Genomic DNA, 26,481 nt, shown 5'->3' with positions numbered 1-26,481 from the left:
TTTTATACTAGGAGGAACATATATGAACCAAACCGGACGCCTGACCGAGGTGACGGTTCCGCATCTGGCGGAAAGTCTCGTGTCGGCTACAATCGGCAAATGGCTGAAGAAGCCTGGCGATTATATTGAACAATATGACGTGCTCTGTGAGATGTTTACAGAGAAAGTGAATACCGAAATGCCGAGCCCGATTGAAGGCAGATTGATCAAAATCATCGTTGGCGATGGTGAAACCGCGGCAGTCGGTGAAGCGATCTGTGTGATCGAGGAGCCTGCAAGTGCAGATGGAAGCTTTGCGGAAGCTCCAGTGGCGGCACAAGCAGGAGAAGCATCCGCTGCGAATGACAGTGACCAAAGCATGCGCGGGCGCTTCTCGCCTGCTGTGCATAAGCTTGCGCAAGACAACCGTGTTGACTTGGCGCGCGTGGCAGGAACAGGTCTTGGCGGGCGTATTACCCGCAAAGACGTAGAGACCTTCATCGCGTCTGGCGGTGCCAACGCGGCGCCAGCAGCTGTTCAGGCGACCGCGCCTGCAGCGACCGCATCTGTAGCAGCTCCTGCTGCTCAAGAGCCTGTAAACATGCCTGTGCGCAGCTCAGGCATACATTTATCTGCGGAACCGCAAACCCCGCTGCTAGAGGCGGAAGGTCACACGCAGGATGCGCGCAACGAGCATTTCATCGATGTGACGCCAATGCGCAACGCGATTGCCACGAAAATGCGTCAAAGCGTCACGGAAATTCCGCATGCTTGGACGATGATTGAAGTGGATGTTACGAACTTGGTTGTTCTGCGGAACAAAGTAAAAGATGAATTCATGCGCCGCGAAGGCATAAACTTAACTTATCTGGCTTTCATGTTGAAAGCTGTTGTGAATGCGATCAAGGACTACCCGATCATTAACTCGGTCTGGGCGGTAGATAAAATTATCGTGAAACGCGATATTAATATTTCATTGTCGGTAGGTACGGAAGATTCCGTTATGACGCCAGTCATCAAGAAAGCCGATCAGAAAAATATCGCAGGCTTGGCAAGAGAAATCGATGAATTGACGAAGAAGACACGTGCGGGGAAATTAGCGCTAAGCGATATGGTTGGCGGTACGTTCACGGTAAATAACACAGGCTCCTTCGGTTCGATTCTGTCGTACCCAATCATTAACTACCCGCAAGCGGCGATTGTGACGTTCGAATCGATTGTGAAGAAGCCTGTCGTGATTCAAGATATGATCGCGGTGCGCTCTATGGTTAACCTTTGCTTATCGCTTGATCATCGGATTCTAGATGGTGTAATCTGCGGAAGGTTCTTGCAAAGAGTGAAAGAAAATTTAGAAAGTTATAATGCGGATACTAAAATTTACTAGAGCGTTTAAGATGAGAAAAATAGTCCTGCTGTAAACAATAAGCTAGATGCAAGCATAACACCGAGCATAATGTAAATCACGACCTTGAATAACTTCTTATTCTGCAGCATGATGTCACTCCCTTTTCAAAATATAAGAAGACTTGTACAGTTACAATTCATTGTAACTCAAAGTGTATATCGGAGGAAAGTATATGATTAGGCAAGATCGTTTAGTCGAAGAGTTTATATCCCTCGTTCAGGTAGATAGTGAAACTCGTTTTGAGCAAGAGATCTGTGTCGTTTTGAAAGAAAAGTTTAGCGCGTTAGGTTTGAAGGTTGTGGAAGATGCATCGATGGCTAAGAGCGGTCACGGCGCGGGGAACCTCATTTGTACCTTGGAGGCAACTGATCCGAATGGAGCCATTCCGACGATTTTCTTTACTTCACACATGGACACAGTAGCACCAGGTAACGGCATCAAGCCTCAAATAGGCGAAGACGGTTTTATTCGCAGCGACGGCACGACGATTCTGGGCAGTGATGATAAAGCAGGTATTGCTGCGATGTTTGAAGGGATTCGTGTGCTCAAAGAGAACAATATCCCACATGGCCGTATCCAATTCGTTATTACGGTTGGGGAAGAGAGCGGGCTGAAAGGTGCGCGTGCCATGGAGCGCAGCGCCATGGAAGCGGAATTCGGCTTCGCGCTGGATTCCAACGGAAACGTAGGCGATATTGCAACTGCAGCACCAGGCCGCGCTGAGATCGAAATTATTTTCCACGGGAAATCGGCGCATGCAGGCGTTAACCCTGAAGATGGGATCAGTGCCATCCAGGTTGCAAGCAAAGCGGTGTCCCGCATGTCATTGGGCCGCATCGATAGCGAAACGACAGCGAATATCGGCAGTTTCTCAGGTGTAGGACCGCTGAACGTCGTTTGCGATAAAGTGAGAATGGAAGCCGAAGCACGCAGTATTGTTCAGCACAAGCTAGAAGCGCAGATCGCAGCAATGAAGCAAGCTTGCGAATCTGCTGCAGCAGATGCGGGAACGACTTGCGAGTTTAAGGCGGATATTGTGTACGCATCGTACATGCACGATGATTCAGCGCCAATCGTACAGTTGACTTCGCGTGCGATGAGTACGTTGGGGTTAACTGCTCGAACGTTCCATTCGGGAGGCGGCAGTGATGCGAACATTTTCAATGGCATGGGGATTCCGACGGTGAATTTGGCTGTTGGCTACTTAGAAATCCATACAGTGAAAGAGCGTATCGCGATCAGCGATCTCGTGAAAACGGCCGAACTCGTCGTTGCTCTTGTGAAAGAAGCAGCGAAGGTGTAACTCAGCAATCAACAAAAAAACCGATTCGTCCGCCTTCTGGCGTGGCTAATCGGTTTTCGTTATTTCATATAGTTGTTATTTGACTGGAAACGGGACCAAATGAGCGCCAGATGCAACGCCTTGAGTTCGAAGTTGGGGAGATTGAACGGAGCGTTGGAGATAATCCGAAAGTGTGGTCGTTTTCCCATGTTGATGGATGAGTTGATGCAACTGCAGCTTGATCTCCCAAGCTTTACCCACTAGTCGTAATTGTCCCCCGCTCACATATCGTTTCATGTTGGAGTCCCTCTTTTCAGGAAATTTTTGTTATAATGATCGATATGCGGCAAGTGGACAAGTTAGACCAATAATAAGTTGACGAGGTGCTGAAATGACGGATCTTAAAAAGTTCGAGGAAGTAACGATTAGCAGCGAAAAAATATTTCAAGGGAAAATTATTTCCCTTCAAGTCGATCAAGTTCGACTGCCGAATGGCAGTGTCGCCTCACGTGAAATCGTGAAGCATCCAGGCGCGGTTGCGGTTATTCCACTCCTAGGAGACAAAATGATTGTAGTAGAGCAGTACAGGAAGCCGCTGGAAAGAAGTCAGGTGGAAATCCCAGCAGGTAAATTAGACAGCGGTGAAGAGCCATTGAAAGCAGCTTTGCGTGAGTTAGAGGAGGAGACGGGATACCGCACGGAACAGATCCGATTAGTGAGTTCGTTCTCAACATCGCCAGGCTTTGCCGATGAAATTATTCACTTATATCTCGCGGAAGAACTCGTGAAGGGGACAGCTAATCCAGACGAGGACGAGTTCTTAGATTGTGAAGCAATTACCTTGGAGCAGGCTCAGCAATACATTCAGGAAGGCCGAATTAGCGATGCGAAGACGATTATGGCGGTCTATGCCTGGCAGCTGTATCGCTTAACTGGGCGGATTTAGATGCTGCACGATTATTACGTTGATCTCCATATTCATATCGGGCGTTCTGAGAATGGTCAAGCGGTCAAAATTAGCGCAGCCAATAACCTGACGTTTTTCAACATTGCTCATGAGGCCTCTCATCGCAAAGGGATGGACATGATCGCCATCATTGATGCTCACGCGCCATCTGTACAAGCGGATATCATGAACTATTTGGACCGTGGAGACATGGTGGAGCTTGAAGGCGGCGGGATTCAGTATGGGGACACGTCGATCATACTAGGCAGTGAGATTGAAGTCAGAGATCCAGGTATGGGGCCTGCTCATTTACTCGCTTATATGCCGAACTTGACCGTCATGCGCGAATTTACAGCTTGGATGAGTAAGTATATGAAAAATGTGGAGCTCAGCTCTCAGCGTATTTATGTGCCTGCAAGAGAGCTTCAGAACGAGGTGTTAGGTAGGGGCGGGATGCTCGTTCCTGCACATATTTTTACCCCTCACAAAAGCGTATACGGCAGTGCTGTGGGGCGCATGAGTGACTTGCTTGAGGTAGAAGAGATTCCTGCTGTTGAGCTTGGGTTGAGCGCGGATTCCGAAATGGCAGGACACTTATCCGAATTGGATGCATTCACGTTTTTGACGAATTCCGATGCCCATTCCCTTGCCAAGATCGGCCGTGAATATAACGTGATGAGACTCGCTTCACCGACGTATCAGGAGCTTGCGAAGGCGCTATGGCGGGAAGAGGAAAGAGGAGTCTCAGCGAATTACGGTCTCAATCCACGGCTCGGCAAGTACCACCGCACCTATTGCAGCCAATGTGAGGAGGTCGTTGACGAATCAGAGACAGCGGTCACTCGTTGCATGTATTGCGGCAGTACCAAAATCGTCCGAGGCGTCTTAGACCGTATCATGGCGATCGCAGACCGTGAGCAGACGTATCTGCCGCCTCATCGTCCGCCTTATCATTTTCAAGTCCCGCTCGAATATTTGCCTGGCTTGGGACCAAAGAAACTGGAATTGTTGTTGCAGCACTTCGGAACGGAGATGCATGTTCTGCATCGCGCTTCTCCACAGGAGCTTACCGCTGTCATCGGTGAAGAGATTGCCACGTACATCGTCAAAGCGCGAGAAGGCACGTTATCGCTAGACGTTGGAGGCGGCGGCAAGTACGGTAAAGTGAAAAATCAATCATAGTTTCTAGCATTCACTCATAAGCTTGTCTTTGTAGAGGTTGATCTACATAAGAAGGGAGCGGCGAGTGTGAATAGGAACTTAACGATGAAACAATATATGAAGGATAATTTGCCTTTATTTATATTCGTCTCTGTACTCTTTGTCATCGGAGTTGTCTTCGGGGCGGTGATGGTCAATGCTTTATCACTGGAGCAACGAACGGAGATGTCTCGTCATCTGGGTAGTTTCTTTCATGAAATCAATGATGGTGCTCAAATGGATAGCCAACAATCGTTTACGCAATCTTTTGGCATGCATATGAAGTGGATTTTGTTGATCTGGTTATTTGGGTTGTCGATTATCGGGCTCCCGCTCATTCTTGTGTTGGATTTTCTAAAAGGGGTATTGATCGGCTTCACTGTTGGTTATTTGGTCGGGCAAATGTCGTGGAAAGGCATGCTCTTTGCACTGGTTGCCGTTGTTCCGCAAAATCTGATCGTCATTCCTGCCATTTTATTTTGCAGTGTGGCGGCGATGTCCTTCTCCATTTATATGATTAAGCATCGTATCATGAGTAGGAATGGGAATATCTACCAGCCTTTCATGAGATATACAACGATTACACTCATGATGGGCGGATTCCTGTTCATAGCGGCATTATTGGAAGGTTACATCTCACAATACATGATGAAATGGGTTACCCCCATGCTGGTAGGCATTTACGGGTAATCTCTTCCACTCGGAATGTGTTTGACTTTGTCAGTTCGCTCCCCCTATAATGAAAAGAGTGGCTAAAAATGGGCAAGGATGCCCACCTTTCTGAGGGGGAGGCATATGGAAACAAGGATTGAGAAGATTAAACAGCAACTGCAATCCCAGGGGTACAAGCTTACACCCCAGCGGGAAGCGACGGTTCGCGTGTTATTAGAGAATGAACAAGATCATCTCAGTGCCGAAGACGTGTTCATGCTTGTTAAGGATAAAGCGCCGGAAATCGGTTTAGCAACGGTCTATCGAACGTTAGAGTTGTTAAGTGAGCTGCATGTCTTGGAGAAAATGAATTTCGGTGACGGCGTCGCGAGGTACGATTTGCGTGACGACAATTCGCGTCATCATCACCATCATCTGATTTGCGTGCAATGCGGGGCCGTAGATGAGATCATGGAGGACTGGCTCGGACCTTTCGAAGAACGGTTAGAGCAAGAGTTTTATTTTCAAGTACTCGATCATCGACTTGATTTTCAAGGAATATGCTATCGTTGCTCTGACAGAGGGAAACCGGACTCATTGAACAAATCCCATTAATATCAGCCTTAGCGGATGTTAATATGATGAAAATGCCTGTATGCATAGAGGATGCATACAGGCATTTTTGTGCTTTTTACATATACTAGTTAGCAGCAAGGGATTGTGCTTCTTCACATAATTGGCGAGGGAGCATGGGTACATTATAAACGAAGAACCGAAGGAAGAAGGTGGCGTTTGTGTCGAATCAGTCCCTAGTTATTGGCGTTCCCAAAGAGATTAAGAACAATGAAAACCGCGTTGCTTTAACGCCTGGCGGTGCAGGCATGCTGCAGATGTCGGGACATCGTGTGCTTGTGGAAACAGGAGCAGGTACGGGCAGCGGCTTCACGGACGACGATTATAAACAAGAAGGCGCGACAATCATCGGGCGAGCAGAGGATGTATGGGCGCAGAGCGATATGATTATGAAAGTGAAGGAGCCCTTACCTGCCGAATATGGCTACTTTAAAGAAGGACAAATCCTATTTACGTATTTGCATTTGGCTGCGGCAGGGGACTTAGCAGCACAGTTACTAGCGAAACAAGTAACCGGGATTGCATACGAAACGATTCAATTGCCCAATGGCTCCCTCCCCTTATTAACTCCAATGAGTGAAGTCGCTGGCCGAATGTCTGTACAGATCGGGGCGCATTATTTGGAGAAGTTTTATGGGGGCCGAGGCATCCTGCTAGGCGGTGTTCCTGGTGTGCCTCCAGCAGATGTCATCATATTGGGCGGAGGCATTGTAGGAACGAATGCGGCCAAAATGGCGCTCGGACTCGGTGCGAATGTGGTCATTATTGAACGGAGTGCCGATCGGATGAGAGCAATCGACGATACGTTCGGCGGCCATCTGCGGACGCTGATGTCGAATCCTTATAATATCGCAAGCGCAGTACAGAAGGCAGACTTGCTGATTGGCGCCGTCTTAATCCCAGGAGCGAGAGCGCCTCGGCTTGTCACGGCTGCGATGGTACAGAGTATGAAGCCTGGTGCAGTCATTGTCGACGTCGCTGTGGATCAAGGCGGATCCATCGAGACGATTGATCGTGTCACGACGCATAGCGATCCTACGTATGAGCGTTTCGGCGTCGTGCATTACGCGGTAGCGAACATGCCAGGAGCTGTTCCCCGCACCTCGACGCTGGCGTTAACGAATGTTACATTACCGTATGCACTGGAGCTCGCGAATAAAGGCTTAACGCAAGCCTTATCCGACAATGCGACGCTGAAGCTCGGTGTTAACACGTATAAAGGTCATGTGACACATCCAGCCGTTGCGGAAGCACTGGGGATGTCCCATACCCAGCTGGGGGACTTGTCATAATCGTAACCCACGACTCATATTCTGTTCATAAATGGATAGAAATGGGGAAGGTCTATGATATTTTCGTATCGGAAAATAATCGTTCGGTTGCAATATATGTTCATCTTCATGGCGTTGACGGTCATTCTCTATCAAGTCATGATGGTCGTGACGGGCTGGATTCAACCTGTGAACAAATATAAAACCCCAACAGGGCATGCCCTTAAGGTTTTTGGACAAGGGGAACATGTTTCCTTCGAGTCTAGCAATATGGGTGAACGGCTGCGATTATTTTACTGGTATGGAGAATGAATCGTGAAATAGAGGAGTCACTCGCCTAGGCGTGGAATGCTATAGACTAAAGAAGCTGTAGCAGGCATACGAAGGAGAGACGGACATATTGACGAGTGAGCTGCAATCCTTCATCCGATATCTAACGACTGAAAGAGGTCTTTCCAAAAATACGCTCGAATCTTATGAGAGGGATCTTCTTCAGTTTGCTGCTTATCTAGAGCTGCAAGGCGTCACGAACTGGCGGGATTCGGGCAAAATGCACCTTGCAGGTTATCTGTCGCAATTAAAAACAATTGGACGGGCATCAGCTACCCTATCACGTATTCGGGTTTCCTTGCGTTCTTTTTATCAATACTTGGTTAAGGAAAGATTCATGGATTCCGATCCGTCTGTATTCATTGAGGTTCCTAAGCTGGAGAAGAAAGCGCCGAAGGTTTTGAGTGTCAATGAAGTGGAGCAGCTGCTGGACGCGCCGCCACCTGATCAAGTGAATGGCGCCCGCGATAAGGCGATGCTGGAATTGCTCTATGCGACAGGCATGCGTGTCTCGGAGCTTGTCTCCTTAAATCTCACAGATGTGAATCTGGAGATGGGCTTTATTCGCTGCATAGGCAAAGCCGACAAGGAGCGCATGATACCGCTGAGCGGGATTGCGATCCGTACTTTGACTAAGTATGTGCAGAACTATCGAGCGAAACTTCTCAAAAGAACAACAGAGGAAGAGGCCCTCTTTATCGGACACTTGGGCACACGCATGACGCGGCAAGGCTTCTGGAAAATCATGAAGCGCTACGCAGCTGAAACTAAAATTACGAATGAGATTACGCCTCACACGCTTCGTCATTCGTTCGCAGCGCATTTAATTGAGAATGGCGCTGATCTGCGATCCGTGCAAGAAATGCTGGGGCATTCCGATATTTCATCGACACAGCTATATGTCCAAGTGACGAAGCACAAAATGAAAGATGTGTACAATCGTGCGCATCCTAGAGCGAATCGTTAACTAACGCAGCGGCAGTTCCTTCAGGGATGCTGCTGTTTTGCATTGAGAGGGCGGAAATGAGATAATTAAGGTTGGACACTACTAACGAGAAGTATGATTTGGAGGGACATGCGTGCGCTTTGAACGAATAAGTTTAATCGTCTTAGATAGCGTGGGTATCGGAGAATTACCAGATGCAGAGCAGTTTGGCGATAAGGGAGCACATACACTTGGGCATATTGCGGAGAGGGTTAATGGATTCGCTTTGCCGAATTTGCAACAATTAGGATTAGGGAACATTGCGGACATTCAAGGTATTCCTGCAGCCGCGCAGCCTGAGGGGTATTATGGTAAAATGGCCGAGGTGTCGGTAGGCAAAGATACGATGACAGGGCATTGGGAGCTGATGGGATTACGCATTACAACGCCTTTTAATGTATTTCCAGATGGATTCCCCGAAACTTTGATTTCTCAATTTGAGCAGGAAACAGGCCGTAAAGTGATTGGGAATAAACCAGCTTCCGGCACTGAAATTTTGGATGAGCTTGGCGAGGAGCAGATGACTACTGGGGCATGGATTGTATATACGTCCGCGGACAGTGTATTCCAATTGGCAGCCCATGAGGAGATCATTCCGTTAGAAGAGTTATATCGCGCTTGTGAGATCGCTCGTCGACTCACGATGCAAGATGAGTTCGCTGTCGGTCGTGTTATAGCAAGGCCGTATACAGGAACGCCAGGGGCCTTCAAACGCACGCCGAATCGCCATGATTATGCGGTAAAGCCGCCAGCGCCGACCGTGATGAATCAACTCAAGGATGCGGGATTCGATGTCATTGCTATCGGGAAAATCAACGATATTTTTGATGGGGAAGGGGTTACGCAAGCCGCTTCGACCAAAAGTAATTTGGATGGCATTCAGAAGTCAATCGAGGTACTTGGTACGACGTTCAAAGGACTGGCCTTTACGAATCTGGTTGATTTCGATTCCCTGTATGGCCATCGTCGTGACCCTGAGGGATACGGCCGTGCGCTGGAGGAATTTGATGCCTGTTTGCCACAGCTGAAGGCGGGGATTGGACCTAAGGATTTACTAATCTTGACAGCGGATCATGGGAATGACCCGATTCACCCAGGGACTGATCATACGCGCGAATATGTGCCGATTCTCATATATAGCCCGAGCTTACAAGCACCCGTTTCGCTAGGGATTCGCCATACATTCGCCGACCTTGGCGCAACGATTGCCGATAACTTCGGCGTAGCTCCAACAGCGAATGGCGAAAGCTTTTTACATTTGTTGAAGTAAACGATGATTTAAAATATACCAAGGAGGCATGGTACGATGTCACAACCATCCATGATGCAAGAAATTCAAGAAGCAGCTGCTTTTATTCGGCAGGAGACGAATCAGGTGAAGCCGCAAATCGGACTCATTTTAGGTTCTGGATTAGGGGTGCTGGCGGATTTAATTGAACAACCAACGGTCATTGATTACTCGCGTATTCCACATTTCCCAGTATCCACGGTTGAAGGACATGCTGGCGAACTCGTCGTTGGTTCAATCCAAGGAAAGCAAGTCCTGATGATGAAGGGGCGTTTCCATGCGTATGAAGGCTATGGCGCAGAAACAGTTTCATTCCCTGTACGTGTCATGAAAGAACTTGGTGTTGAGACGCTGATTGTCACGAATGCAGCTGGCGGCGTCAATGAATCGTTCCAGGTGGGAGACTTGATGGTGATTAGCGATCATTTGAATATGACGTTCCGTAATCCATTGATCGGACCTAATGATTCGGCACTGGGCGTCCGTTTCCCAGACATGTCGGAAGCTTACAGTAAGAGATTGCGCAAGCTGGCCCATGAGGTAGCAGCTAATCAAGATTTTAAACTACAAGAGGGTGTGTATGTTGGACTTCTTGGTCCGAACTATGAAACACCAGCTGAAATACGGATGTTCCGCACACTTGGCGGAGACTCTGTAGGGATGTCCACAGTGCCAGAAGTTATCGTTGCAAGACATGCAGGCATTGAAGTGCTTGGATTTTCATGCATCTCCAATATGGCATCAGGCATTCTGGATCAACCCCTCTCCCATGAAGAAGTAATGGAAACAACGGAGAAGGTTAAACCTAAGTTTCTAAAGCTTGTCCTAGGCATTATCGAAGCGCTCTAACATAGAAAGGAAGACAAAACGATCATGGCATTGTCCTACATACAACAAATTAATGAAGCTGCAAGCTTTATACAAGCGCGTTTAGGAAACGTATCTCCCTCCATTGGACTCGTGTTGGGTTCTGGTCTTGGCGATATGGCGAACCAAGTGGAACAGCCTATCGCGATTGACTATAGCGAAGTACCGCATTTCCCTGTTTCCACGGTAGAAGGGCACGAAGGCCGATTCGTTGTGGGCACGTTAGAAGGAAAGCAAGTTATAGTCATGCAGGGACGTTTTCATTATTACGAAGGCTATGATATGAAAAAAGTCGTATTTCCTGTCTACGTGATGAAAGCGATCGGTGTGCAAGCGGTTGTGATGACGAACGCGGCAGGCGGTATGAATCGTGCTTTCCAAGCAGGCGATCTTATGCTCATTAGCGATCATCTGAATATGACCGGAGATAATCCACTGATCGGCCCTAACCATGGGGAATTGGGTGTGCGTTTCCCAGATATGTCTGAGGCCTACAACCGTGAGTTCCGAGCGCTGGCTCGTGAGTTAGCTGCGGGTGTTGTTGGCGAAGACGGTGTTCCACTGAAGTTGCAAGAAGGCGTGTATGCGGGCATCACAGGCCCTACGTATTGCACGCCAGCGGAGTTAACGATGCTCGCGCGAATCGGCGGAGATGCTATCGGCATGTCGACGGTTGGTGAAGTGATTGCGGCTCGTCATGCTGGGCTTAAAGTACTAGGTATCTCTTGCATAACGGATATGGCGATTGGAGAGGAACTTGAGCCGTTAACACATGAGCAAGTCGTGGCTGTCGCGAATCGGACGAAGCCGAAATTTATCGCGCTGGTAAAAGCGTTCGTCCGCGAGTTGCGATTGGGATAAAATGGTAGTGAAATTAGTCAATTCTTAATGCTTTTCAGCGTCGAAAGACCTATCTTTTTTCGGGGTGGTCATGGTACTATATAGTTAATTAGAACTATATACGGCCCCGCCGGTTGCGGTTGCCGAATCCAGAACAAGGATGTGATGGAGATGCCAGCCCCTCAACTAATGGTAGCGAATTGCCCAACGTGCGGCAAAGTGTTTCAAAAAAATGTGCGGAATCAGTGTATGGGCTGCAGTACGAACATCCATCAATTACTTTCTGCTACGCTGGATTTCCTGCGTAGAAATTATCGAGCATCCCTTGAGCAGGTAAGCGCCTCGACAGGTGTATCCGAGCTTCAATTGCAAGTATGGATTAAAGAAGGCAAGATCATGCTGCGAGATTACCCGAATTTGAGCTATCCTTGCGCTTCATGCTCAGCGCCGATTCGTGAGAATAAATGTTGTACCAGTTGCGCCATGCGGCTCACACGTGAAATCAAGAGATTGAACGAGCAGGTACCAGCTTCAGCTGTGAAACAATCTACGAATCAGCCTGCTATGGAACCGCAGGGAAAATCTCGTGGCTTCCAAATCGGAGATCGCTGGAAGCATTCGTAATCACGGTTTTCCATTCGGAGATTGATGGAAACGTGTGTATTTTGAAGGTGATTGGGAATAGTAAGATGGAGCTTAGTTCACAATTCCGTCACGAAATAGTCAAGATTTTGCCACCTACTAGCTATGGGATTATTCTCCGTTGTTAGGTAGAATAGATGAAGTGAACACACGATGAGGGGGATATGCATGCAAAAGTGGATTTTCTTTGTACTATTTATACTTGCGGGCGCATTGGGGCTAGGAGTCCTCTTTCAAGATATTTCTGATCGCCAAGAGGCACAGGAAGCAGAGGCTGCTGCTAGCAAATTACCGCAATTAAAAGTTGCAGCATCGAACTGGCAGTTTGATGCAACGGATTACAAAGTGAAAAGTGGACAACCTACGAAAGTCTCCTTATCTTTGAAAGAAGGCGTTCATGCCATTGAAATCGTTGGTCTAGGTGTTAAACTTGATAAAGATAACCCTACCAAAGAAGTGACCTTCGACAAGCCAGGTACATATGAAATTGATTGTGTTCTTCCTTGCGGCGAAGGACATGCTAAAATGAAAGCTAAGCTAGTTGTTGAATAGGAATAAAGCAAGTAAAGAGAGGGGGCTCTTAAAGCTCCCTTTTTTCCATTTTAATTTAAAGGAGGAATTCTCATGAGAATGGTCGATTTGATTCATAAGAAGCGCGTTGGTGAAGCACTAACCGAAGAAGAAATTACATTTATAATTGGGGAATACACTGCAGGCCATGTGCCCGATTACCAAATGTCCGCTTTCCTGATGGCAACCTTCCTCAATGGCATGACGGATGAAGAGACTTCATTCCTTACTTTAGCTATGGCTGGATCTGGGGAGATGATCGATTTATCAGCGATTGCTGGGGTGAAGGTCGATAAGCATTCAACGGGTGGTGTTGGTGACAAAGTAAGTCTTATTGTTGCGCCTGTTGTAGCTTCATTGGGCATTCCTGTTGCCAAAATGTCAGGCAGAGGCCTTGGTCATACTGGCGGTACGTTGGATAAGCTAGAATCGATTCCAGGCTTCCAGATAGAGCTCTCCAAAGAAGCGTTCATCGAAGCGGTAAACACAATCAAAATCGCGATCGTCGGACAAAGCGGCAATTTGGCGCCTGCCGATAAAAAAATATATGCGCTGCGCGATGTGACAGCGACTGTGGATTCCATCCCATTGATCGCCAGCTCGATCATGAGTAAGAAAATTGCATCCGGCGCTGAAGCGATCGTGCTGGATGTGAAAATAGGCTCCGGCGCTTTCATGAAGACGGTGGAGGATGCCAGGGTGTTGGCGCGCACGATGGTCGACATTGGCACACGGTTGAATCGCAAAACGATCGCGATGATTACGGATATGGATCAACCGCTGGGGCGCGAAATTGGCAACGCCAACGAGATTCGAGAATCCATTGAAGTGCTGCGCGGCACGGGAGACAAGGAGCTAACAGAGGTAGCCATTTCCGTAGCGGCTTACATGGCTGTGCTTGGGAAGGCTTTTGCGACGTTCGATGAGGCACATGATGCGGTAAAGGGCATCATCGCGCAGGGGCAGGCTCTGGAAACGTTGAGACGTTTCATTGCCAGCCAGGGCGGGGACGCACGCGTCGTTGATCAGCCTGAGCTGCTGCCGACAGCTCAGTTTCATTATGAAGTTATTGCGGGGCAAACAGGCTTCGTAGGTGAGATTCACGCGGAGCAGATCGGCATCGCCGCGATGGTGCTCGGTGCAGGACGGGCGAAGAAAGAAGATCAGATCGATTACGCGGTCGGATTGACGTTAAATAAGAAAATTGGCGATCCCGTGCAAGCGGGTGAGTCGATTTGTACCATTCATGCGAATCGGACGGATGTAAGTGAAGCTCAAGCGATGATCTTGGACGCATATAAGATTGTGCCATCGCAGCCTGCACCCAAGCAGCTCATTTATGATGTCATTGAATAATTCAAATTCCAATAAGAGCACTTTCCTTTATTTCAAGGGGAGTGCTTTTTTTTTCTCATTTTCACGTACAGGGAATAATTTACTGGGAATTCGTCAACACTGAGTAGCAGTCATTCATGCTGCAAAATGCCAAACTTTCACTTCGTACATCACAGGAGGGGTACCATTGCTATGCGAAAAAAAGGGCTAATCAGTTTCATTTGTTTACAACTAAGTGTGATGCTGTTCTTACCGTCTCTCTATGCGGCGGAAACGAAAGTGCAACCCGTAGATTTAACACCGAACGCGCAGTCCGCGGTCTTGATGGATGCCGACACAGGCACGATCATTGCGGAGAAGAATAAGGATGCAAAGCTTCCGCCAGCGAGCATTACAAAAATTATGACGATGCTGCTGATCATGGAAGCGATCGACAAAGGTACGCTCAAAATGGATGAGAAAGTTAGCGTAAGCGAATATGCTGCATCCATGGGAGGCTCGCAGATCTTCTTAGAACCAGGCGAGCAGATGACGGTTCAAGAAATGCTCAAAGGCATCGCCATGGCATCAGGTAACGATGCATCGGTTGCAATGGCTGAGAAAATTGCAGGCTCGGAAGAAAATTTTGTAGCGATGATGAACGAACGCGCAGGCCAGCTTGGCATGAAGAATACCCATTTCTCCAATTGCAATGGGTTGCCGGTTGCGAATCACTATACGACGGCGAATGATATCGCCATTATGTCGCGCGAGCTGCTGAAGCACGAGGGAATCACGAATTTTACAGGCGCCTATCAAGATTATTTGCGCAAAGATTCTCCGAAACCATTCTGGCTCGTGAATACGAACAAGCTCGTTCGTTTCTATAGCGGTGCAGATGGATTAAAAACAGGATACACAAGCGAAGCCAAATTCTGTTTATCGGCAACAGCGAAACGAGATAATTTGCGAGTCGTAGCTGTCGTGTTGGGTGAACCGAATACGAAAACACGGAATGCCGAAGTGTCGAAGCTGTTTGATTTTGCTTTTGCCCAATATATGAATTATCCGTTGTTCAAAACAGGAGACAGCCTTGGCGAGTTCAGGGTTAATAAAGGGCAAGTGTCCTCCGTGCCTCTTGTTGCGAAGCAGAATTATAGCATTTTAATGAAAAAAGGAACCGATACGGCTCAAATCCGACATGAATTGCAGCTGGATCCAAGCGTAAAAGCGCCAGTTCGCGAAGGTCAGCCCATTGGCAAAATTGTGGTGTACAACGGTGCAAACGTTGTCTCGGAGTACCCGCTAGCCTCTCCGGTCGCAGTGGATAAAGCATCCTGGTGGAAGCTGTTTAAACGGACAACGTCTCAACTTTTCACCACGAATTAAGTGCAGATCTGCGAATAAACGCGCATTTCATAACCTTTTAGCGGTTTTCTTCTAGTTTTGTCGGGGGGCAGGATTTACCAATTGGATTGTAGAAACTACTGTTCATGACTTAAGATAGAGATCTTTGAGCAGGTCTTACCAGCTCGGGATCTCTCTACTGAAAGGGAGTGAACAATTGTGGGACTGCAAATCGAATTCGAACAGGGCAGAAGAGCACTCATTGTTAGATTGAAAGGCGAACTGGACCATCATGCTGCAGATAGTGTGAAAGCTAGGATGGAGGAAGCGATTGCAAAGGAGCAAACGCATCATGTCATTCTGAGTTTGAAAGATCTTTCCTTCATGGATAGCTCAGGTCTTGGTGTCATTCTTGGACGGTATAAGCAGATCACGAGTAAAGGCGGCAAAATGGTCGTATGCGATGTTTCGCCAGCTGTGTATCGATTGTTCGAACTTTCAGGTTTGTTCAAAATCGTGTCTATCCAAGAGAATGAACGGAATGCAATGTCCAGTTTGGAGGTTGCATTATGAGTGAGCGTAACTTCATGACGCTGCAATTCGCCAGCCGTTCTGAGAATGAAGGATTTGCCCGTGTGGCGGTAGCTGCATTCGTCTCGCAACTGGATCCAACCATCGATGAGTTAACCGATATCAAAACGGTCGTGTCTGAGGCCGTAACGAACTCGATCATTCACGGTTACAACAATGACAAGGATGGGGTCATTACCATTTCTGCAGAAATTGAAGATGACACCATTCGTTTAACGATTGAGGATAAAGGCGAAGGAATTGCTGATTTAGAGCAAGCGAAAGAGCCTCTCTATACATCCAAACCAGAGCTTGAGCGCTCAGGCATGGGCTTCACGATTATGGAAAATTTCATGGACGAAGTTGAAGTTATTACGGCTGTTGGGATCGGAACCAAAATAAACATGTTGAAGCGAATTGAATCTAAAAAAGCTTTATACAATTAGGGGTAGGATCTATGGATGTTGATCTGAAGCATGCTTCTCATAGTTATTTAGACGATTCGGAAGTCAAACGGTTAATCGCCCTCAGCCAATCCGGAGATGGACTCGCTAGAGAAACACTTGTCAGCTGCAATATCCGATTGGTCTGGTCTGTGGTTCAGAGGTTTTTGAACCGAGGTTACGAAGCCGAAGATTTGTTCCAGATCGGTTGTATCGGGCTGTTAAAGTCCGTGGACAAATTCGATCTCTCGTATGATGTGAAATTCTCAACGTATGCGGTGCCGATGATTATCGGTGAGATTCAACGGTTCCTGCGGGATGACGGCACACTGAAGGTGAGTCGTTCCCTCAAGGAGCTGGCGAATAAGATTCGCAAGACGAAGGATGAACTTTCGAAGCGTTTGGGGCGGCTCCCCACGATCAAAGAGGTTGCTGAGGAGCTCATGATAACGCCGGAGGAGGTTGTGTTCGCGCAAGAAGCGAATAAACCGCTTTCTTCGATTCATGAGACGGTGTTTGAAAACGATGGCGATCCCATCACGTTAATGGACCAAATTTCTGACGAGTCAGGGGAAAAATGGTTCGAGAAGCTGGCGCTGAATGAGGCCATTGGGACGCTCTCCGAGCGAGAACGACTCATTGTGTATCTGCGTTACTTCCGGGATCAAACGCAGTCGGAGGTTGCGAGCAGGTTGGGTATTTCCCAAGTGCAAGTGTCTCGACTGGAGAAGAAAATATTGCAATCGATCAAGGATCAAATCGCCCAATAGTAAGTCAGAACCGTTCTCTCTTCGGGGGGACGGTTTTCTACTTTATATCACATAGAGCCGCTAATTCCCGAATGATGTGCGTGCGCACAACAAGGGCGATAAGCGGCTTTAGCTTTGAGCATGGGGCGAGCGAGGAGTTATCGAACGGAATGTCGATCGACAGAATAGAATCTCGTGCAAACGAGCCCGCATAAGCCTACAATCGTATAAACAATGCGACTTAATACGGATGATTCACGATGTGAATCGCCTCCCAGCAATGCAGAAACCAAATCCCATTCGAAAAGCCCAACTAGAAGCCAATTCAGCGCACCAATAATGACGAGTGTTAGCGCGAATTTTGTCATGTTATCACCTTCTTTTTATGGAAATTGTTTGCGGTATTCACTACTTAACATGCCAACCCTTTCAAGAGATTATTCATGGAGAATTTACCATTGTTCATTCCGATTAGGTGAAGGAAACATTTTGCATACTACTCCTATACATGGATAGATCACGCAAAGTCTGACATTGTAAAGCTCTGAAAGGGGTAAACCTTGATGCAGCCCGCAAACAATTACTTGTACATTCGACTTCGTCGCAAAGCACGTGTACGTAAAGGACAAATCGTCAGGCTGTGTCATATCGCTCAGCTCGTGGTGGAACCGAAATACGAAAGAGCACTGAACGAAATGGTCATGCATCAACCCCAGCAGGAAGACGGGAATCGCGTTCTTATCGATATGCTGCATATCATTCGCAAGGTGAAAGGCTTGTTTCCAGAGCTGCAAATTGAACATTACGGTGAGCCGCATGTGCTGCTAGAAATCTACACAGATAATCGCCCAGCGAATCCCTTCGTGATCGGGGTTGTCTGGCTCTTGCTGTTCATCGGCTCAGGTCTTGCAATTATGAATTTCCATGCTGACGTCTCGATGATCGCTGTACATCAACGTCTATATGAGCTGTTGACGGGAAAAAAGGTGGACCATCCGCTTATATTGCAGATCCCTTATTCGATCGGTATTGGAGCAGGTATGGTATTATTTTTTAATCATTTGTTCAAAAAGAAATTCAATGAAGAGCCCAGTCCCCTTGAGGTTGAGATGTTTATGTACCAGGAGAATATCAATCATTACGTGATTACCGAAGAGTACTCAAAAATTCATGAAGAAGGGGACGCAAAGTGATTACGATGCTTGGGGAATCGTTCCTGTCTGCATTCATTGGACTAGCTGCGGGTATTACGGTTGGAAGCGGAATGGTTGCCTTTCTCGTGGTGCTGGATATTATCCCTAGACTTGCTCAGATCACACGGACGTTTTCCAGAATTCATGCGTACGAGGCAGCCGTAGTTCTTGGGTCACTCGTGTTTACTTGGGTAGATTTCAGTGATGTTCATATGCACGTTTTTCCATTAGGAGCAGCCATCGTCGGTCTATTTGCAGGTTGTTTTGTTGGCTTGCTCGCAGCCGCATTGACCGAAATTGTGAATGTGCTTCCGATTTTGGCCAAACGGGTTGGGATGGACTCCTACTTGATTGTGTTTCTGATGGCGATGATCTTCGGCAAAGTATTTGGTTCTTTGTTTGAGTGGTTGTTTTATTAAAGGTGAAAGAAGGAGGCCAACCATGAAATTTATCGTACGAAACGGATCGCAGGACGAAGATAGAACGGCGCAAGGGACTGATGACGATGAGAATCCTAGTCAACAAGAAGAAAAGCTAGAGAAGATAGCTGTAGATGCTGATGGAAACTTGTCGCCTTATAATCCGATAACGAATATGACACCGCGTGAGAAAGCTTTGAAAATTCAAGAAGATATTCCCAAAAGTCTGCGTGAAGTGCAGCGCGTGCTAGAAGAACGAGTAGGGCTAAACCGCAGCTTTGATATCGTACTTCGAGAAATGGTTTTCGGTCATAAACGGGTCGGGATCTTCTATTGCAATGGATTTGCCAAGGATACTGTTCTTACTGACATAATTACGCGGCTGTCCTACGCTGAGAAAGAAGCCGTTGCCCATCATACGTTAGAAGCGTTTATTGAGAAGCTTATTCCACACATTCAGGTTAAACACTATAAAAAAATGTCTGAAGTCGTTGGACAGGTGCTCATGGGTGGGACGGCCTTCTTTATCGAGGGGGAAACCGTAGCCATTACGGTCGATGCGAAAAGCTTTCCGGTTCGGTCCATCGGTGAACCGGATTTGGAGCGGGTTGTCCGCGGTTCACGAGACGGTTTCGTCGAAACATTGCTCGTGAACGTGACTCTTGTTCGCAGACGAATTCGGGATGAGCGTCTGAAGCTGGAAATCTCACAGATCGGGAAACGTACGAAAACCGATGTGTGCTTAGCGTACATTAATGATATTGCCGATGCCAGCCTTGTGCAGAACATTCAAGATAAATTAAAGGAAGTCAACATAGACGGTCTGCCATTGGGTGAAAAGCAATTAGAAGAAATCATCGTGAATAAAGGCTGGAATCCGTACCCGATGGTTCGCTATTCGGAGAGGCCGGATGTTGTCTCCGCACATTTACTGGAAGGACATGTCTGTGTATTCGTGGACACATCACCCAGTGTGATGATCTTGCCAACAACGTTCTTCCATCATGTTCAGCATGCGGAAGAGTACCGAAATACCCCCTTTATCGGCACGTATTTGAGGTGGGTTCGTTTTGCAGGCATCATGATGTCGATCTTCCTGCTTCCGCTGTGGTATCTCATTGTGATGAATCCTTCTATGAAGCCAATTGGGTTAGAATTCCTTGGTCCGCAGAAGGAAGGCAGTCTCCCACTCCTGATTCAATTTTTGATTGCAGACGTCGGGATTGATCTCATGCGAATGGCAGCGGTGCATACACCAACGCCGCTTGCTACTGCGATGGGCTTGGTTGCTGCGATTCTCGTTGGCGACATCGCCGTGAAGACAGGGCTCTTCATCAACGAGGTTATCCTGTACCTGGCGCTCGCGTCTATCGGGATGTTTGCTACGCCAAGTTATGAATTAGGTTTGGCTAATCGCATCATCAGGCTAGGCTTGCTGGTCGTTGTGTCGATTTTCGGTCCGCCTGGATTCATAATAGGCTCAACCCTATGGTTAATTTTGCTGACGATGAAAAAATCCTACAATGCCCCCTACATGTGGCCGTTCATTCCCTTCAATGCGAAGAGCTTCTTCTCTATCCTGCTGCGGCGCCCAGTATTGGCGAGTAAAACGAGGTTAAGTATTACGAAACCAATCGACGGTACCCGACAACCCAAATCATAGTTATATAACCACAATGCGAATTAACTTCGTATTGTGGTTTTTTCTTTTTATAGGAATCAGATTAGTAATCTTAGGCGCTAGTTTGGCTCTCCTTGTCTCAAAATGTGCGATTTCCCTAGAACTGGCTATTTTATAGGTACATACAATGATAGTGCAAACATCCACTAGGTAAACGAATTCCAAACGGTAATATCTAACTGATCTGGAAGGAGGGGTTTATCATGATAAAACGATCACGCGTATTTTTCCATCCTATCACTTCTCGCAACAATGTGTTTCGGGCAGCAAAGATCGTTGCTGTTCACCGTGTTGTTACAGTGACGAAAGAGCTTGATGCCACTGAACCCGAAAAAAGCGCTTTAAATGAACATGAGCTCTGTATCCATTGTAGAAAATATAAGCCTTGTAAATGTAAAAAGCATAAGAAGAGAAAATGTCATAAACGTAGAAAGTGTCATCCTTGCAAAAAACATCGCTGCTGTAAACGAGGCCCTAAAGGACCGAGGGGTCCAGCAGGGCCAATGGGGCCGATGGGACCCAAAGGAGGGCATGGGCCTGAAGGTCATGAAGGTCATGAAGGACCTGAGGGGCCAGAGGGACCTGAGGGATCGGATGGACATAAAGGTCATAAAGGAGATCGAGGGCACAGAGGTCCTAAGGGACATCATGGGTCACATAGGTCACGGAGTGAATGTTGCTGTGGAGAAGCTATGGAACAACTCCTTCATCACTTGAAAGGCCGTAAATTGAAAGATTTGTACACGTTAGACTATGAAGATGGGAAATATTCGAATGCGAAAATTATTTCTGTCGAAGACCATCTCTTAAAGTTTGCAAACAATGGAGAAGAACGCTATGTGCCTACTCATCTTATCGTAGGTTTAGAGATGGAAGAGGAAGATTTTGACAGAGACTGCTTGAAAGAATATGCCGATCATCACGAATCGGAGTGCTGTGAAACCTCAGGCTGGATAAAATTGCTGGAACCGTTGGTTGATAAGGCGAAGATCAATTTCAATACGTTGGCTGAACAGCTGCACGATATTGAGCATGCGGCTATTATTGGACTCTACGATGGCATCGTTGTGCTGTCTAAAAAAGATGCTGTGTATGCGGTTGCCTTATGCAGTCTTTCTGAAGTATCGCACATTAAGAAGGCATAACACTTTCCCCTCTCGCCCAGAATCATACCTGAAAGAACCGTCAGGAGCTTCTTTCCTGACGGTTTTTCTCACATCATATGGGCGTATGTATTGTCAATTATGCGTGCACTATGATACTTTTATTAGTAATGTGTGCGGGCCTCTTTAGTGATTTTGGATAAAGGATGGTTCGAGATGAGAGGGGAACATTCAGCTATGTACTTACACGGAACTAGTAAAATAAATGACCTAGGCCACCTCGAAATTGGCGGCGTCGATACAACGAAATTGGCTGCCGAATATGGTACCCCTTTATATGTATTTGACGAAGCGCTCGTCCGTCAGCGTTGTCGTGAGTTTGTCGAAGCTTTTCAAGCGTCTGGCTTGAAGTTTCAAGTAGCGTATGCGAGTAAAGCGTTTTGCGTGATGGCGATGTGTCGCATTGTGGAAGAGGAAGGAATGTCGCTTGACGTTGTTTCCGACGGTGAGTTATATACCGCACTGCAAGCGGGATTCCCTGCGGAACGTATTCACTTCCATGGAAACAACAAGACGATTTCAGAGATGGAAATGGCGATTGACGCCAAAATTGGCTGCTTCGTCGTTGATAACTTCGTTGAGCTTCACATGTTGAATGCGATCGCGGCTGAGAAGCGTCAAAAAGTGAAAATTTTGCTGCGCATTACACCTGGTGTTGAGGCACATACGCATGAATATATTTCAACAGGCCAAACGGATTCCAAATTCGGTTTCGATTTGGGTAATGGATCGGCTTATCGTGCGATTGAGGAAGCTTCTCAGCTTTCAAACCTGGAGCTATTAGGTATTCACTCACATATCGGTTCGCAGATTTTCGAAGTGGAAGGTTTCCGCATCGCAGCTGAGAAAATGGCTGAATTTGCGATCGCCGTTCGCAATCAATTGCAAGTGACGTTCTCCGTCATTAACTTAGGCGGCGGCTTTGGCATTCGTTACGTAAGTGAAGATACACCTCTTCCAGTCGCTGTGTATGTGAAGGCGATTACGGAGGCAATCACCTCTAACTTCGGAAGCAATGGCTATCCGGTGCCAGAAATTTGGGTAGAGCCAGGCCGCAGCATCGTTGGTGATGCTGGCACGACCTTGTATACGGTAGGAACAACGAAAGACATTCCTGGTGTGCGTAAATACGTGGCGGTCGATGGTGGTATGACGGACAATCCGCGTCCTGCTCTTTACGAAGCTGTTTATGAAGCAGGTCTTGCCAACCGTGCAACAGAGCAGCCCGTGGAGATCGTGTCCATTGCAGGCAAATGCTGTGAGAGCGGCGACATGCTGATCTGGGATGTAAATTTGCCGAAGGTCGCGGCAGGCGATCTATTGGCGGTATCGAGCACAGGTGCATACAATTACTCCATGGCCAGTAACTATAACCGAATTCGCCGACCAGGCGTTGTGTTCGTGAAGGATGGGCAAAGCGATCTTGTTGTGAAACGTGAATCCTTTGAGCAGATCGTGGGCAATGATGTGATTCCCGCTAGAATGAAGCACGTTAGCAAAACAGTCTAATACATGGTGAAGCGGCAGGGAGCCCTGAAACACAGGGATTTCCCTGCCGTTTGTGTTTTGGCGCCAATCTATAGTAGAATAAGGTATTATTTCCTAAAGGAGTGGACCACAATGGCCAAACAAGCAAAAATTACACTAGCAGGCGGCGAGGAAGTACTAATCGATCTATTCGAGAAAGATGCGCCCAACACGGTTGCAAACTTTGAAAAACTAGCAAACTCTGGTTTCTACAACGGCCTTGTCTTTCACCGTGTTATCCCAGGTTTCGTAGCGCAAGGTGGTTGCCCAACAGGTACAGGAACTGGCGGCCCTGGCTACCAAATCAACTGTGAAATCAACCCGAATAAACATGAGCGCGGCTCATTGGCGATGGCGCATGCTGGCCGTAACACAGGTGGCAGCCAGTTCTATATCGCTTACCAACCGCAACCGCATTTGGATGGCGGACACACGGTTTTCGGTAAAGTTACGAAAGGTATGGAGTTTGTTGATGCTTTCAAAGGCAGAGACAAGATGGAGAAAGTAGAAGTTGTAGAAGTATAATTAGTGTACATAGGAACTGCTTATACTTAGGTCTGGGCAGTTTTTCGATGAATGCGCGAGTCGAACAAACCTTGGGCATTCGTAGAGAGCCATTTGTCCGATGGTGCCACCAAGCTCAGAGGGGACAAATGACTCTTCCTTAAACGTCAAATACAAGAACCGCCATTGATATTGACTGACCAATTTCAGTCTAATGCGATGTCGGTTCTTTTTACTATGGCTCCATCGCAAACTTCATCTTCGCATTCATCTAATTTTAATTATTTTAGTTTATACTTAAGATATTAATCTCAAATTGTTTCTAGGCATGTACACCCAATTGGAGGGTTTATAATGGCAAAGATGGATAAAAAGTGGATAGCACTTTGTACGACAGCGATAGGTGCCATTTATGCGGCTGGCTATTACATCACAGAGCCAGAGGCTAATGCCTTGTTGGCTCAGTCTGTGCCCTTGCAGCAAAAGGCACAAATTTTACATACGGAACCCGATGCTTCGACGCAGGCTCCATTAACGACACCAGTAGAAAAAACTGCGCAATTGCCAAAGACTACGCCAGCTCATTCGGTACAAGCTTTACAGCCAAGCACAAGCAGCCAGCCCCTGCCATCGGCCGTTCCTACGCCAACAGCAAAGCAAACGGCTCAAGCCAAAAGTACATATAAAGATGGTACGTTTGAAGGAACGGGTAGTAATCGACGCGGAAGCATCCAAGTAGCCGTGACGATTAAAAGCAATAAAATTATTGATGTAGAGATCAGTCATTTTGCTATGCACTACTCCGAAAGTGATGTGGTCGGGCTACCCAAAGAAGTTGTCCAAAGACAAAGTGCGGAGGTAGACAATGTATCTGGAGCGACCTATAGCACACGTGCTTTTCAAGATGCGATTCAAGCTGCTCTATCTTTAGCAATGAACGCGAAATGAGGCCGACTATGATCCGAAAGACGAAATTATTCATGGATACTGCCATTGAAGTAAAAGTCGTTCCTGGTCCGAATGCCGTAAATATCGAGCGTAAAATAGAGCGAGCCTTTGATGCCTTTCGCAAAGTAGAAGAAGCATGCAGTCGATTTCATCCCAATAGCGAGCTAATGCTGGCTTGCGCTCAGATTAATCAATCTATAAGCGTAAGTCCTTTCTTATTCGAACCGCTGCGTTTTGCCTGGGAGCTTGCCAGCTTAACGAACGGTGTATTTGATCCTACTGTGGGTGGACTTATGGAGAAATACGGCTTTAATATGCATTATTTAACAAGAAATCGGATAGAGAGACCTTATGATCTTGACGTCACTTATCGCGATGTTACATTGAACGATGCCGATCGAACGCTGTGCCTGAATAAACCGATGATCATTGATTTGGGAGCTGTGGCCAAAGGCTTTGCGATCGATATTGCGGTAAATGAGTTGAAGGAAATGGAAGGCTTTATCATTAATGCTGGCGGCGATTTATATGCCGGCGGTAAAGATGAACAAGGTGCTCCATGGAAAATTGGCATTCAGCACCCTGTGGAAAAGGACCAAATGATTGCCGTACTTTCCGTCACTGATGAAGCCGTTTGCACAAGCGGCAGCTATGAACGGCCAAGTGAAACTTCTGCGGATGTACATCATCTGATCCATCCAATTACTAGGCAATCGCCGAATGAGTGGTTCAGCTGCACGGTGATTGCTCCTTACGCGATGATGGCTGACGCGTTTTCCACAGCTTCATTTTTTTTAAGCACAGAAAGCGCCAAGGATTTCATTAGCCAAGAAGATTTGAAAGCCATCTTTATCTCATCCAATCTCGAGCTAGTAACAGTAGGAGAGTGTAATTTCCGTGAGTAAATGGGTAAAAACGCCAAAAGGCTATTTAGTTTCTGTCATGTTGGTTTGTCTCTTCAGCGCCGCGTTCTTTTTGCAGGACATAAAAGGGATTGAACATGCGGGCGTAGCCGTTGCTACAGCTGTTGCCACGGATTTGCTCTTCGTTTTATTTCAAAAACGAAAACGTAAACTGCCGGATGGGGCGATTATAACGGGACTTCTTATTGCACTTATTTTAAGCTCAACTACATCCTGGACGATTGTCGCCGCGACCTCGGTGATCGCCATATTGTCGAAGAAATGGCTCGTTATCAACAAAAAGCCTATTTTTAACCCTGCCGCGTTCGGATTGCTCGCCTCTGTCATCATTTTTCATACTGGTCAAAGCTGGTGGGGTTCTTTTGCAGATCTATCAAGCTGGCTGCTCGTCCTTCTAGGAATTGGAGGATACGTTATAACTGATCGTGTGAATAAATTTCCACAAGTATTTTCCTACTTGGCCATCTATCTGGGATGCTTGCTGATTTTCGGCTATTTCCATATCGGAGATGCCGTTGATGCGCTGCGAGCGCCATTTATTCAGGCCGCGTTGTTCTTTGCCTTTTTTATGTTGACGGACCCCCCGACTTCGCCAGCGAAAACGAAGGATCAAATTATTTTCGGGATGATAACGGCACTTGTAGGCGCTATGATTTATGCTATCTTTGGGGGTTTAATGTATTTATTCATCGGATTACTAGTGGGGAACGGATATTTCTATTTGAAAAGCAAAGTGCGCCTGCATTCAAATATAGGAAACAATGTAAAAGGAAGGGGGTCGCTTCAAGGGTAGAATCCGCGTGTTGGCATT

General features: G+C 47.1%; 32 protein-coding genes. 29 read left to right on the top strand and 3 right to left on the bottom strand.

The features are described from left to right. Nucleotides 1-22 precede the first annotated feature (22 nt). Nucleotides 23-1,363, top strand: a complete 1,341-nt coding sequence (locus MJB10_RS15495; protein WP_314796035.1) for a dihydrolipoamide acetyltransferase family protein — start codon at nucleotides 23-25, stop codon at nucleotides 1,361-1,363. Between the two features lie 5 nt (nucleotides 1,364-1,368). On the opposite strand, the gene prli42 is transcribed toward MJB10_RS15495, so the two are convergent. Next, on the bottom strand, nucleotides 1,369-1,473 hold the full coding sequence (prli42, locus tag MJB10_RS15490; RefSeq protein ID WP_314796033.1) for a stressosome-associated protein Prli42: 105 nt from the start codon (nucleotides 1,471-1,473) through the stop codon (nucleotides 1,369-1,371). Nucleotides 1,474-1,556: 83 nt separating this feature from the next. Between prli42 and MJB10_RS15485 the strand changes: the two genes are divergently transcribed. Next, nucleotides 1,557-2,687 (top strand): M20/M25/M40 family metallo-hydrolase, encoded by a 1,131-nt coding sequence (locus tag MJB10_RS15485; RefSeq protein ID WP_314796031.1) that lies wholly within the window; start codon nucleotides 1,557-1,559, stop codon nucleotides 2,685-2,687. Between the two features lie 75 nt (nucleotides 2,688-2,762). Here the strand turns inward: MJB10_RS15485 and mciZ are convergent, their stop codons facing one another. Next, a complete protein-coding gene (mciZ, locus tag MJB10_RS15480) occupies nucleotides 2,763-2,963 on the bottom strand; it encodes a Z-ring formation inhibitor MciZ (protein ID WP_314796029.1) in 201 nt (66 codons plus the stop codon). 94 nt (nucleotides 2,964-3,057) lie between these two features. On the opposite strand from mciZ, the gene MJB10_RS15475 reads away from it, so the two are divergent. The 17 genes from MJB10_RS15475 to sigF all read left to right on the top strand — a co-directional run bounded on the left by MJB10_RS15475 (nucleotide 3,058) and on the right by sigF (nucleotide 17,333). Next, nucleotides 3,058-3,612, top strand: a complete 555-nt coding sequence (locus MJB10_RS15475) for an NUDIX hydrolase (RefSeq protein ID WP_314796027.1) — start codon at nucleotides 3,058-3,060, stop codon at nucleotides 3,610-3,612. Further along, nucleotides 3,613-4,794: an endonuclease Q family protein gene (locus MJB10_RS15470; RefSeq protein ID WP_314796025.1), complete on the top strand. Its 1,182-nt coding sequence runs from the start codon at nucleotides 3,613-3,615 to the stop codon at nucleotides 4,792-4,794. Nucleotides 4,795-4,860: 66 nt separating this feature from the next. Further along, the gene (gene spoIIM / locus MJB10_RS15465; RefSeq protein WP_314796023.1) at nucleotides 4,861-5,502 is read left to right on the top strand and encodes a stage II sporulation protein M; all 642 of its coding nucleotides are present in this window, start codon (nucleotides 4,861-4,863) and stop codon (nucleotides 5,500-5,502) included. A gap of 105 nt (nucleotides 5,503-5,607) precedes the next feature. Next, complete coding sequence (gene fur / locus MJB10_RS15460; protein ID WP_314796022.1) at nucleotides 5,608-6,078, top strand: ferric iron uptake transcriptional regulator; 471 nt, start codon at nucleotides 5,608-5,610, stop codon at nucleotides 6,076-6,078. 179 nt (nucleotides 6,079-6,257) lie between these two features. Beyond that, on the top strand, nucleotides 6,258-7,388 hold the full coding sequence (ald, locus tag MJB10_RS15455; RefSeq protein ID WP_314796020.1) for an alanine dehydrogenase: 1,131 nt from the start codon (nucleotides 6,258-6,260) through the stop codon (nucleotides 7,386-7,388). Nucleotides 7,389-7,442: 54 nt separating this feature from the next. Then, nucleotides 7,443-7,679 carry a DUF4227 family protein gene (locus MJB10_RS15450; RefSeq protein ID WP_314796018.1) on the top strand — a complete coding sequence of 79 codons (237 nt, stop codon included), beginning with the start codon at nucleotides 7,443-7,445 and terminating at the stop codon, nucleotides 7,677-7,679. An 88-nt stretch (nucleotides 7,680-7,767) separates the two neighbouring features. Next, complete coding sequence (xerD, locus tag MJB10_RS15445; protein ID WP_314796016.1) at nucleotides 7,768-8,664, top strand: site-specific tyrosine recombinase XerD; 897 nt, start codon at nucleotides 7,768-7,770, stop codon at nucleotides 8,662-8,664. 112 nt (nucleotides 8,665-8,776) lie between these two features. Further along, nucleotides 8,777-9,952 carry a phosphopentomutase gene (gene deoB / locus MJB10_RS15440; protein ID WP_314796014.1) on the top strand — a complete coding sequence of 392 codons (1,176 nt, stop codon included), beginning with the start codon at nucleotides 8,777-8,779 and terminating at the stop codon, nucleotides 9,950-9,952. 36 nt (nucleotides 9,953-9,988) lie between these two features. After that, nucleotides 9,989-10,819: a purine-nucleoside phosphorylase gene (locus MJB10_RS15435; RefSeq protein WP_314796012.1), complete on the top strand. Its 831-nt coding sequence runs from the start codon at nucleotides 9,989-9,991 to the stop codon at nucleotides 10,817-10,819. A gap of 24 nt (nucleotides 10,820-10,843) precedes the next feature. After that, nucleotides 10,844-11,698, top strand: coding sequence for a purine-nucleoside phosphorylase (locus MJB10_RS15430; RefSeq protein WP_314796010.1), 855 nt, complete (start codon nucleotides 10,844-10,846; stop codon nucleotides 11,696-11,698). Between the two features lie 150 nt (nucleotides 11,699-11,848). Next, the gene (locus MJB10_RS15425; RefSeq protein ID WP_314796008.1) at nucleotides 11,849-12,301 is read left to right on the top strand and encodes a flagellar protein; all 453 of its coding nucleotides are present in this window, start codon (nucleotides 11,849-11,851) and stop codon (nucleotides 12,299-12,301) included. 186 nt (nucleotides 12,302-12,487) lie between these two features. Then, nucleotides 12,488-12,871 carry a cupredoxin domain-containing protein gene (locus tag MJB10_RS15420; RefSeq protein ID WP_314796007.1) on the top strand — a complete coding sequence of 128 codons (384 nt, stop codon included), beginning with the start codon at nucleotides 12,488-12,490 and terminating at the stop codon, nucleotides 12,869-12,871. A gap of 72 nt (nucleotides 12,872-12,943) precedes the next feature. Continuing rightward, entirely contained in the window at nucleotides 12,944-14,245 is a 1,302-nt protein-coding gene (locus MJB10_RS15415; RefSeq protein ID WP_314796005.1) for a pyrimidine-nucleoside phosphorylase, read from the top strand. Between the two features lie 171 nt (nucleotides 14,246-14,416). Further along, nucleotides 14,417-15,592, top strand: coding sequence for a D-alanyl-D-alanine carboxypeptidase family protein (locus MJB10_RS15410; protein ID WP_314796002.1), 1,176 nt, complete (start codon nucleotides 14,417-14,419; stop codon nucleotides 15,590-15,592). A 177-nt stretch (nucleotides 15,593-15,769) separates the two neighbouring features. Beyond that, nucleotides 15,770-16,123, top strand: coding sequence for an anti-sigma F factor antagonist (gene spoIIAA, locus MJB10_RS15405; protein WP_314796000.1), 354 nt, complete (start codon nucleotides 15,770-15,772; stop codon nucleotides 16,121-16,123). Beyond that, nucleotides 16,120-16,566 (top strand): anti-sigma F factor, encoded by a 447-nt coding sequence (gene spoIIAB, locus MJB10_RS15400; RefSeq protein ID WP_314795998.1) that lies wholly within the window; start codon nucleotides 16,120-16,122, stop codon nucleotides 16,564-16,566. Before spoIIAA ends, spoIIAB begins: the two co-directional genes overlap by 4 nt. A gap of 11 nt (nucleotides 16,567-16,577) precedes the next feature. Next, entirely contained in the window at nucleotides 16,578-17,333 is a 756-nt protein-coding gene (sigF, locus tag MJB10_RS15395) for an RNA polymerase sporulation sigma factor SigF (RefSeq protein WP_028554229.1), read from the top strand. A gap of 137 nt (nucleotides 17,334-17,470) precedes the next feature. Here sigF and MJB10_RS15390 read toward each other — a convergent pair whose 3' ends face one another. After that, nucleotides 17,471-17,680: a DUF378 domain-containing protein gene (locus MJB10_RS15390; RefSeq protein WP_314795994.1), complete on the bottom strand. Its 210-nt coding sequence runs from the start codon at nucleotides 17,678-17,680 to the stop codon at nucleotides 17,471-17,473. Between the two features lie 195 nt (nucleotides 17,681-17,875). Here MJB10_RS15390 and MJB10_RS15385 point away from each other — a divergent pair, with 195 nt between their 5' ends. From MJB10_RS15385 to MJB10_RS15340, 10 genes are all read left to right on the top strand, one after another. Beyond that, the gene (locus MJB10_RS15385; protein ID WP_314795993.1) at nucleotides 17,876-18,505 is read left to right on the top strand and encodes a stage V sporulation protein AA; all 630 of its coding nucleotides are present in this window, start codon (nucleotides 17,876-17,878) and stop codon (nucleotides 18,503-18,505) included. 5 nt (nucleotides 18,506-18,510) lie between these two features. Continuing rightward, nucleotides 18,511-18,924: a stage V sporulation protein AB gene (locus MJB10_RS15380; protein WP_314805665.1), complete on the top strand. Its 414-nt coding sequence runs from the start codon at nucleotides 18,511-18,513 to the stop codon at nucleotides 18,922-18,924. 22 nt (nucleotides 18,925-18,946) lie between these two features. Continuing rightward, entirely contained in the window at nucleotides 18,947-20,587 is a 1,641-nt protein-coding gene (locus tag MJB10_RS15375; RefSeq protein ID WP_314795992.1) for a spore germination protein, read from the top strand. 363 nt (nucleotides 20,588-20,950) lie between these two features. Beyond that, nucleotides 20,951-21,322 carry a hypothetical protein gene (locus MJB10_RS15370; protein WP_314795989.1) on the top strand — a complete coding sequence of 124 codons (372 nt, stop codon included), beginning with the start codon at nucleotides 20,951-20,953 and terminating at the stop codon, nucleotides 21,320-21,322. Continuing rightward, nucleotides 21,298-21,750 carry a hypothetical protein gene (locus tag MJB10_RS15365; RefSeq protein WP_314795987.1) on the top strand — a complete coding sequence of 151 codons (453 nt, stop codon included), beginning with the start codon at nucleotides 21,298-21,300 and terminating at the stop codon, nucleotides 21,748-21,750. The genes MJB10_RS15370 and MJB10_RS15365 overlap by 25 nt, the downstream gene beginning before the upstream one ends. Nucleotides 21,751-21,945: 195 nt before the next feature. Next, the gene (gene lysA, locus MJB10_RS15360) at nucleotides 21,946-23,277 is read left to right on the top strand and encodes a diaminopimelate decarboxylase (RefSeq protein ID WP_314805662.1); all 1,332 of its coding nucleotides are present in this window, start codon (nucleotides 21,946-21,948) and stop codon (nucleotides 23,275-23,277) included. A 111-nt stretch (nucleotides 23,278-23,388) separates the two neighbouring features. Then, the gene (locus tag MJB10_RS15355) at nucleotides 23,389-23,820 is read left to right on the top strand and encodes a peptidylprolyl isomerase (RefSeq protein WP_314795986.1); all 432 of its coding nucleotides are present in this window, start codon (nucleotides 23,389-23,391) and stop codon (nucleotides 23,818-23,820) included. A gap of 333 nt (nucleotides 23,821-24,153) precedes the next feature. Continuing rightward, a complete protein-coding gene (locus tag MJB10_RS15350; RefSeq protein ID WP_314795984.1) occupies nucleotides 24,154-24,747 on the top strand; it encodes an FMN-binding protein in 594 nt (197 codons plus the stop codon). A gap of 8 nt (nucleotides 24,748-24,755) precedes the next feature. Further along, nucleotides 24,756-25,652 carry an FAD:protein FMN transferase gene (locus MJB10_RS15345; RefSeq protein ID WP_314795983.1) on the top strand — a complete coding sequence of 299 codons (897 nt, stop codon included), beginning with the start codon at nucleotides 24,756-24,758 and terminating at the stop codon, nucleotides 25,650-25,652. Next, the gene (locus MJB10_RS15340) at nucleotides 25,645-26,463 is read left to right on the top strand and encodes an RnfABCDGE type electron transport complex subunit D (RefSeq protein WP_314795980.1); all 819 of its coding nucleotides are present in this window, start codon (nucleotides 25,645-25,647) and stop codon (nucleotides 26,461-26,463) included. Before MJB10_RS15345 ends, MJB10_RS15340 begins: the two co-directional genes overlap by 8 nt. Nucleotides 26,464-26,481: the final 18 nt, after the last annotated feature.

It is taken from the genome of Paenibacillus sp. MBLB1832, assembly GCF_032271945.1.
Classification (GTDB): Bacteria; Bacillota; Bacilli; order Paenibacillales; family NBRC-103111; genus Paenibacillus_E; species Paenibacillus_E roseopurpureus.
This window is presented reverse-complemented; position numbering and strand designations above follow the sequence as displayed.

What these genes read in the sequence shown, in the direction of transcription:
- MJB10_RS15425 (WP_314796008.1), top strand. Translation starts at nt 11,849, where the DNA reads ATGCCAGCCCCTCAACTAATGGTAGCGAATTGCCCAACGTGCGGCAAA.
- MJB10_RS15350 (WP_314795984.1), top strand. Translation starts at nt 24,154, where the DNA reads ATGGCAAAGATGGATAAAAAGTGGATAGCACTTTGTACGACAGCGATA.
- MJB10_RS15355 (WP_314795986.1), top strand. Translation starts at nt 23,389, where the DNA reads ATGGCCAAACAAGCAAAAATTACACTAGCAGGCGGCGAGGAAGTACTA.
- MJB10_RS15390 (WP_314795994.1), bottom strand. Translation starts at nt 17,680, where the DNA reads ATGACAAAATTCGCGCTAACACTCGTCATTATTGGTGCGCTGAATTGG.
- MJB10_RS15410 (WP_314796002.1), top strand. Translation starts at nt 14,417, where the DNA reads ATGCGAAAAAAAGGGCTAATCAGTTTCATTTGTTTACAACTAAGTGTG.
- MJB10_RS15435 (WP_314796012.1), top strand. Translation starts at nt 9,989, where the DNA reads ATGTCACAACCATCCATGATGCAAGAAATTCAAGAAGCAGCTGCTTTT.
- MJB10_RS15345 (WP_314795983.1), top strand. Translation starts at nt 24,756, where the DNA reads ATGATCCGAAAGACGAAATTATTCATGGATACTGCCATTGAAGTAAAA.
- fur (WP_314796022.1), top strand. Translation starts at nt 5,608, where the DNA reads ATGGAAACAAGGATTGAGAAGATTAAACAGCAACTGCAATCCCAGGGG.
- spoIIAB (WP_314795998.1), top strand. Translation starts at nt 16,120, where the DNA reads ATGAGTGAGCGTAACTTCATGACGCTGCAATTCGCCAGCCGTTCTGAG.
- MJB10_RS15370 (WP_314795989.1), top strand. Translation starts at nt 20,951, where the DNA reads ATGAACATGAGCTCTGTATCCATTGTAGAAAATATAAGCCTTGTAAAT.
- MJB10_RS15420 (WP_314796007.1), top strand. Translation starts at nt 12,488, where the DNA reads ATGCAAAAGTGGATTTTCTTTGTACTATTTATACTTGCGGGCGCATTG.
- MJB10_RS15430 (WP_314796010.1), top strand. Translation starts at nt 10,844, where the DNA reads ATGGCATTGTCCTACATACAACAAATTAATGAAGCTGCAAGCTTTATA.
- MJB10_RS15475 (WP_314796027.1), top strand. Translation starts at nt 3,058, where the DNA reads ATGACGGATCTTAAAAAGTTCGAGGAAGTAACGATTAGCAGCGAAAAA.
- MJB10_RS15450 (WP_314796018.1), top strand. Translation starts at nt 7,443, where the DNA reads ATGATATTTTCGTATCGGAAAATAATCGTTCGGTTGCAATATATGTTC.
- mciZ (WP_314796029.1), bottom strand. Translation starts at nt 2,963, where the DNA reads ATGAAACGATATGTGAGCGGGGGACAATTACGACTAGTGGGTAAAGCT.
- sigF (WP_028554229.1), top strand. Translation starts at nt 16,578, where the DNA reads ATGGATGTTGATCTGAAGCATGCTTCTCATAGTTATTTAGACGATTCG.
- lysA (WP_314805662.1), top strand. Translation starts at nt 21,946, where the DNA reads ATGTACTTACACGGAACTAGTAAAATAAATGACCTAGGCCACCTCGAA.
- MJB10_RS15375 (WP_314795992.1), top strand. Translation starts at nt 18,947, where the DNA reads ATGAAATTTATCGTACGAAACGGATCGCAGGACGAAGATAGAACGGCG.
- MJB10_RS15470 (WP_314796025.1), top strand. Translation starts at nt 3,613, where the DNA reads ATGCTGCACGATTATTACGTTGATCTCCATATTCATATCGGGCGTTCT.
- MJB10_RS15365 (WP_314795987.1), top strand. Translation starts at nt 21,298, where the DNA reads ATGGAACAACTCCTTCATCACTTGAAAGGCCGTAAATTGAAAGATTTG.
- MJB10_RS15485 (WP_314796031.1), top strand. Translation starts at nt 1,557, where the DNA reads ATGATTAGGCAAGATCGTTTAGTCGAAGAGTTTATATCCCTCGTTCAG.
- MJB10_RS15415 (WP_314796005.1), top strand. Translation starts at nt 12,944, where the DNA reads ATGAGAATGGTCGATTTGATTCATAAGAAGCGCGTTGGTGAAGCACTA.
- prli42 (WP_314796033.1), bottom strand. Translation starts at nt 1,473, where the DNA reads ATGCTGCAGAATAAGAAGTTATTCAAGGTCGTGATTTACATTATGCTC.
- MJB10_RS15380 (WP_314805665.1), top strand. Translation starts at nt 18,511, where the DNA reads ATGCTTGGGGAATCGTTCCTGTCTGCATTCATTGGACTAGCTGCGGGT.
- MJB10_RS15495 (WP_314796035.1), top strand. Translation starts at nt 23, where the DNA reads ATGAACCAAACCGGACGCCTGACCGAGGTGACGGTTCCGCATCTGGCG.
- MJB10_RS15385 (WP_314795993.1), top strand. Translation starts at nt 17,876, where the DNA reads ATGCAGCCCGCAAACAATTACTTGTACATTCGACTTCGTCGCAAAGCA.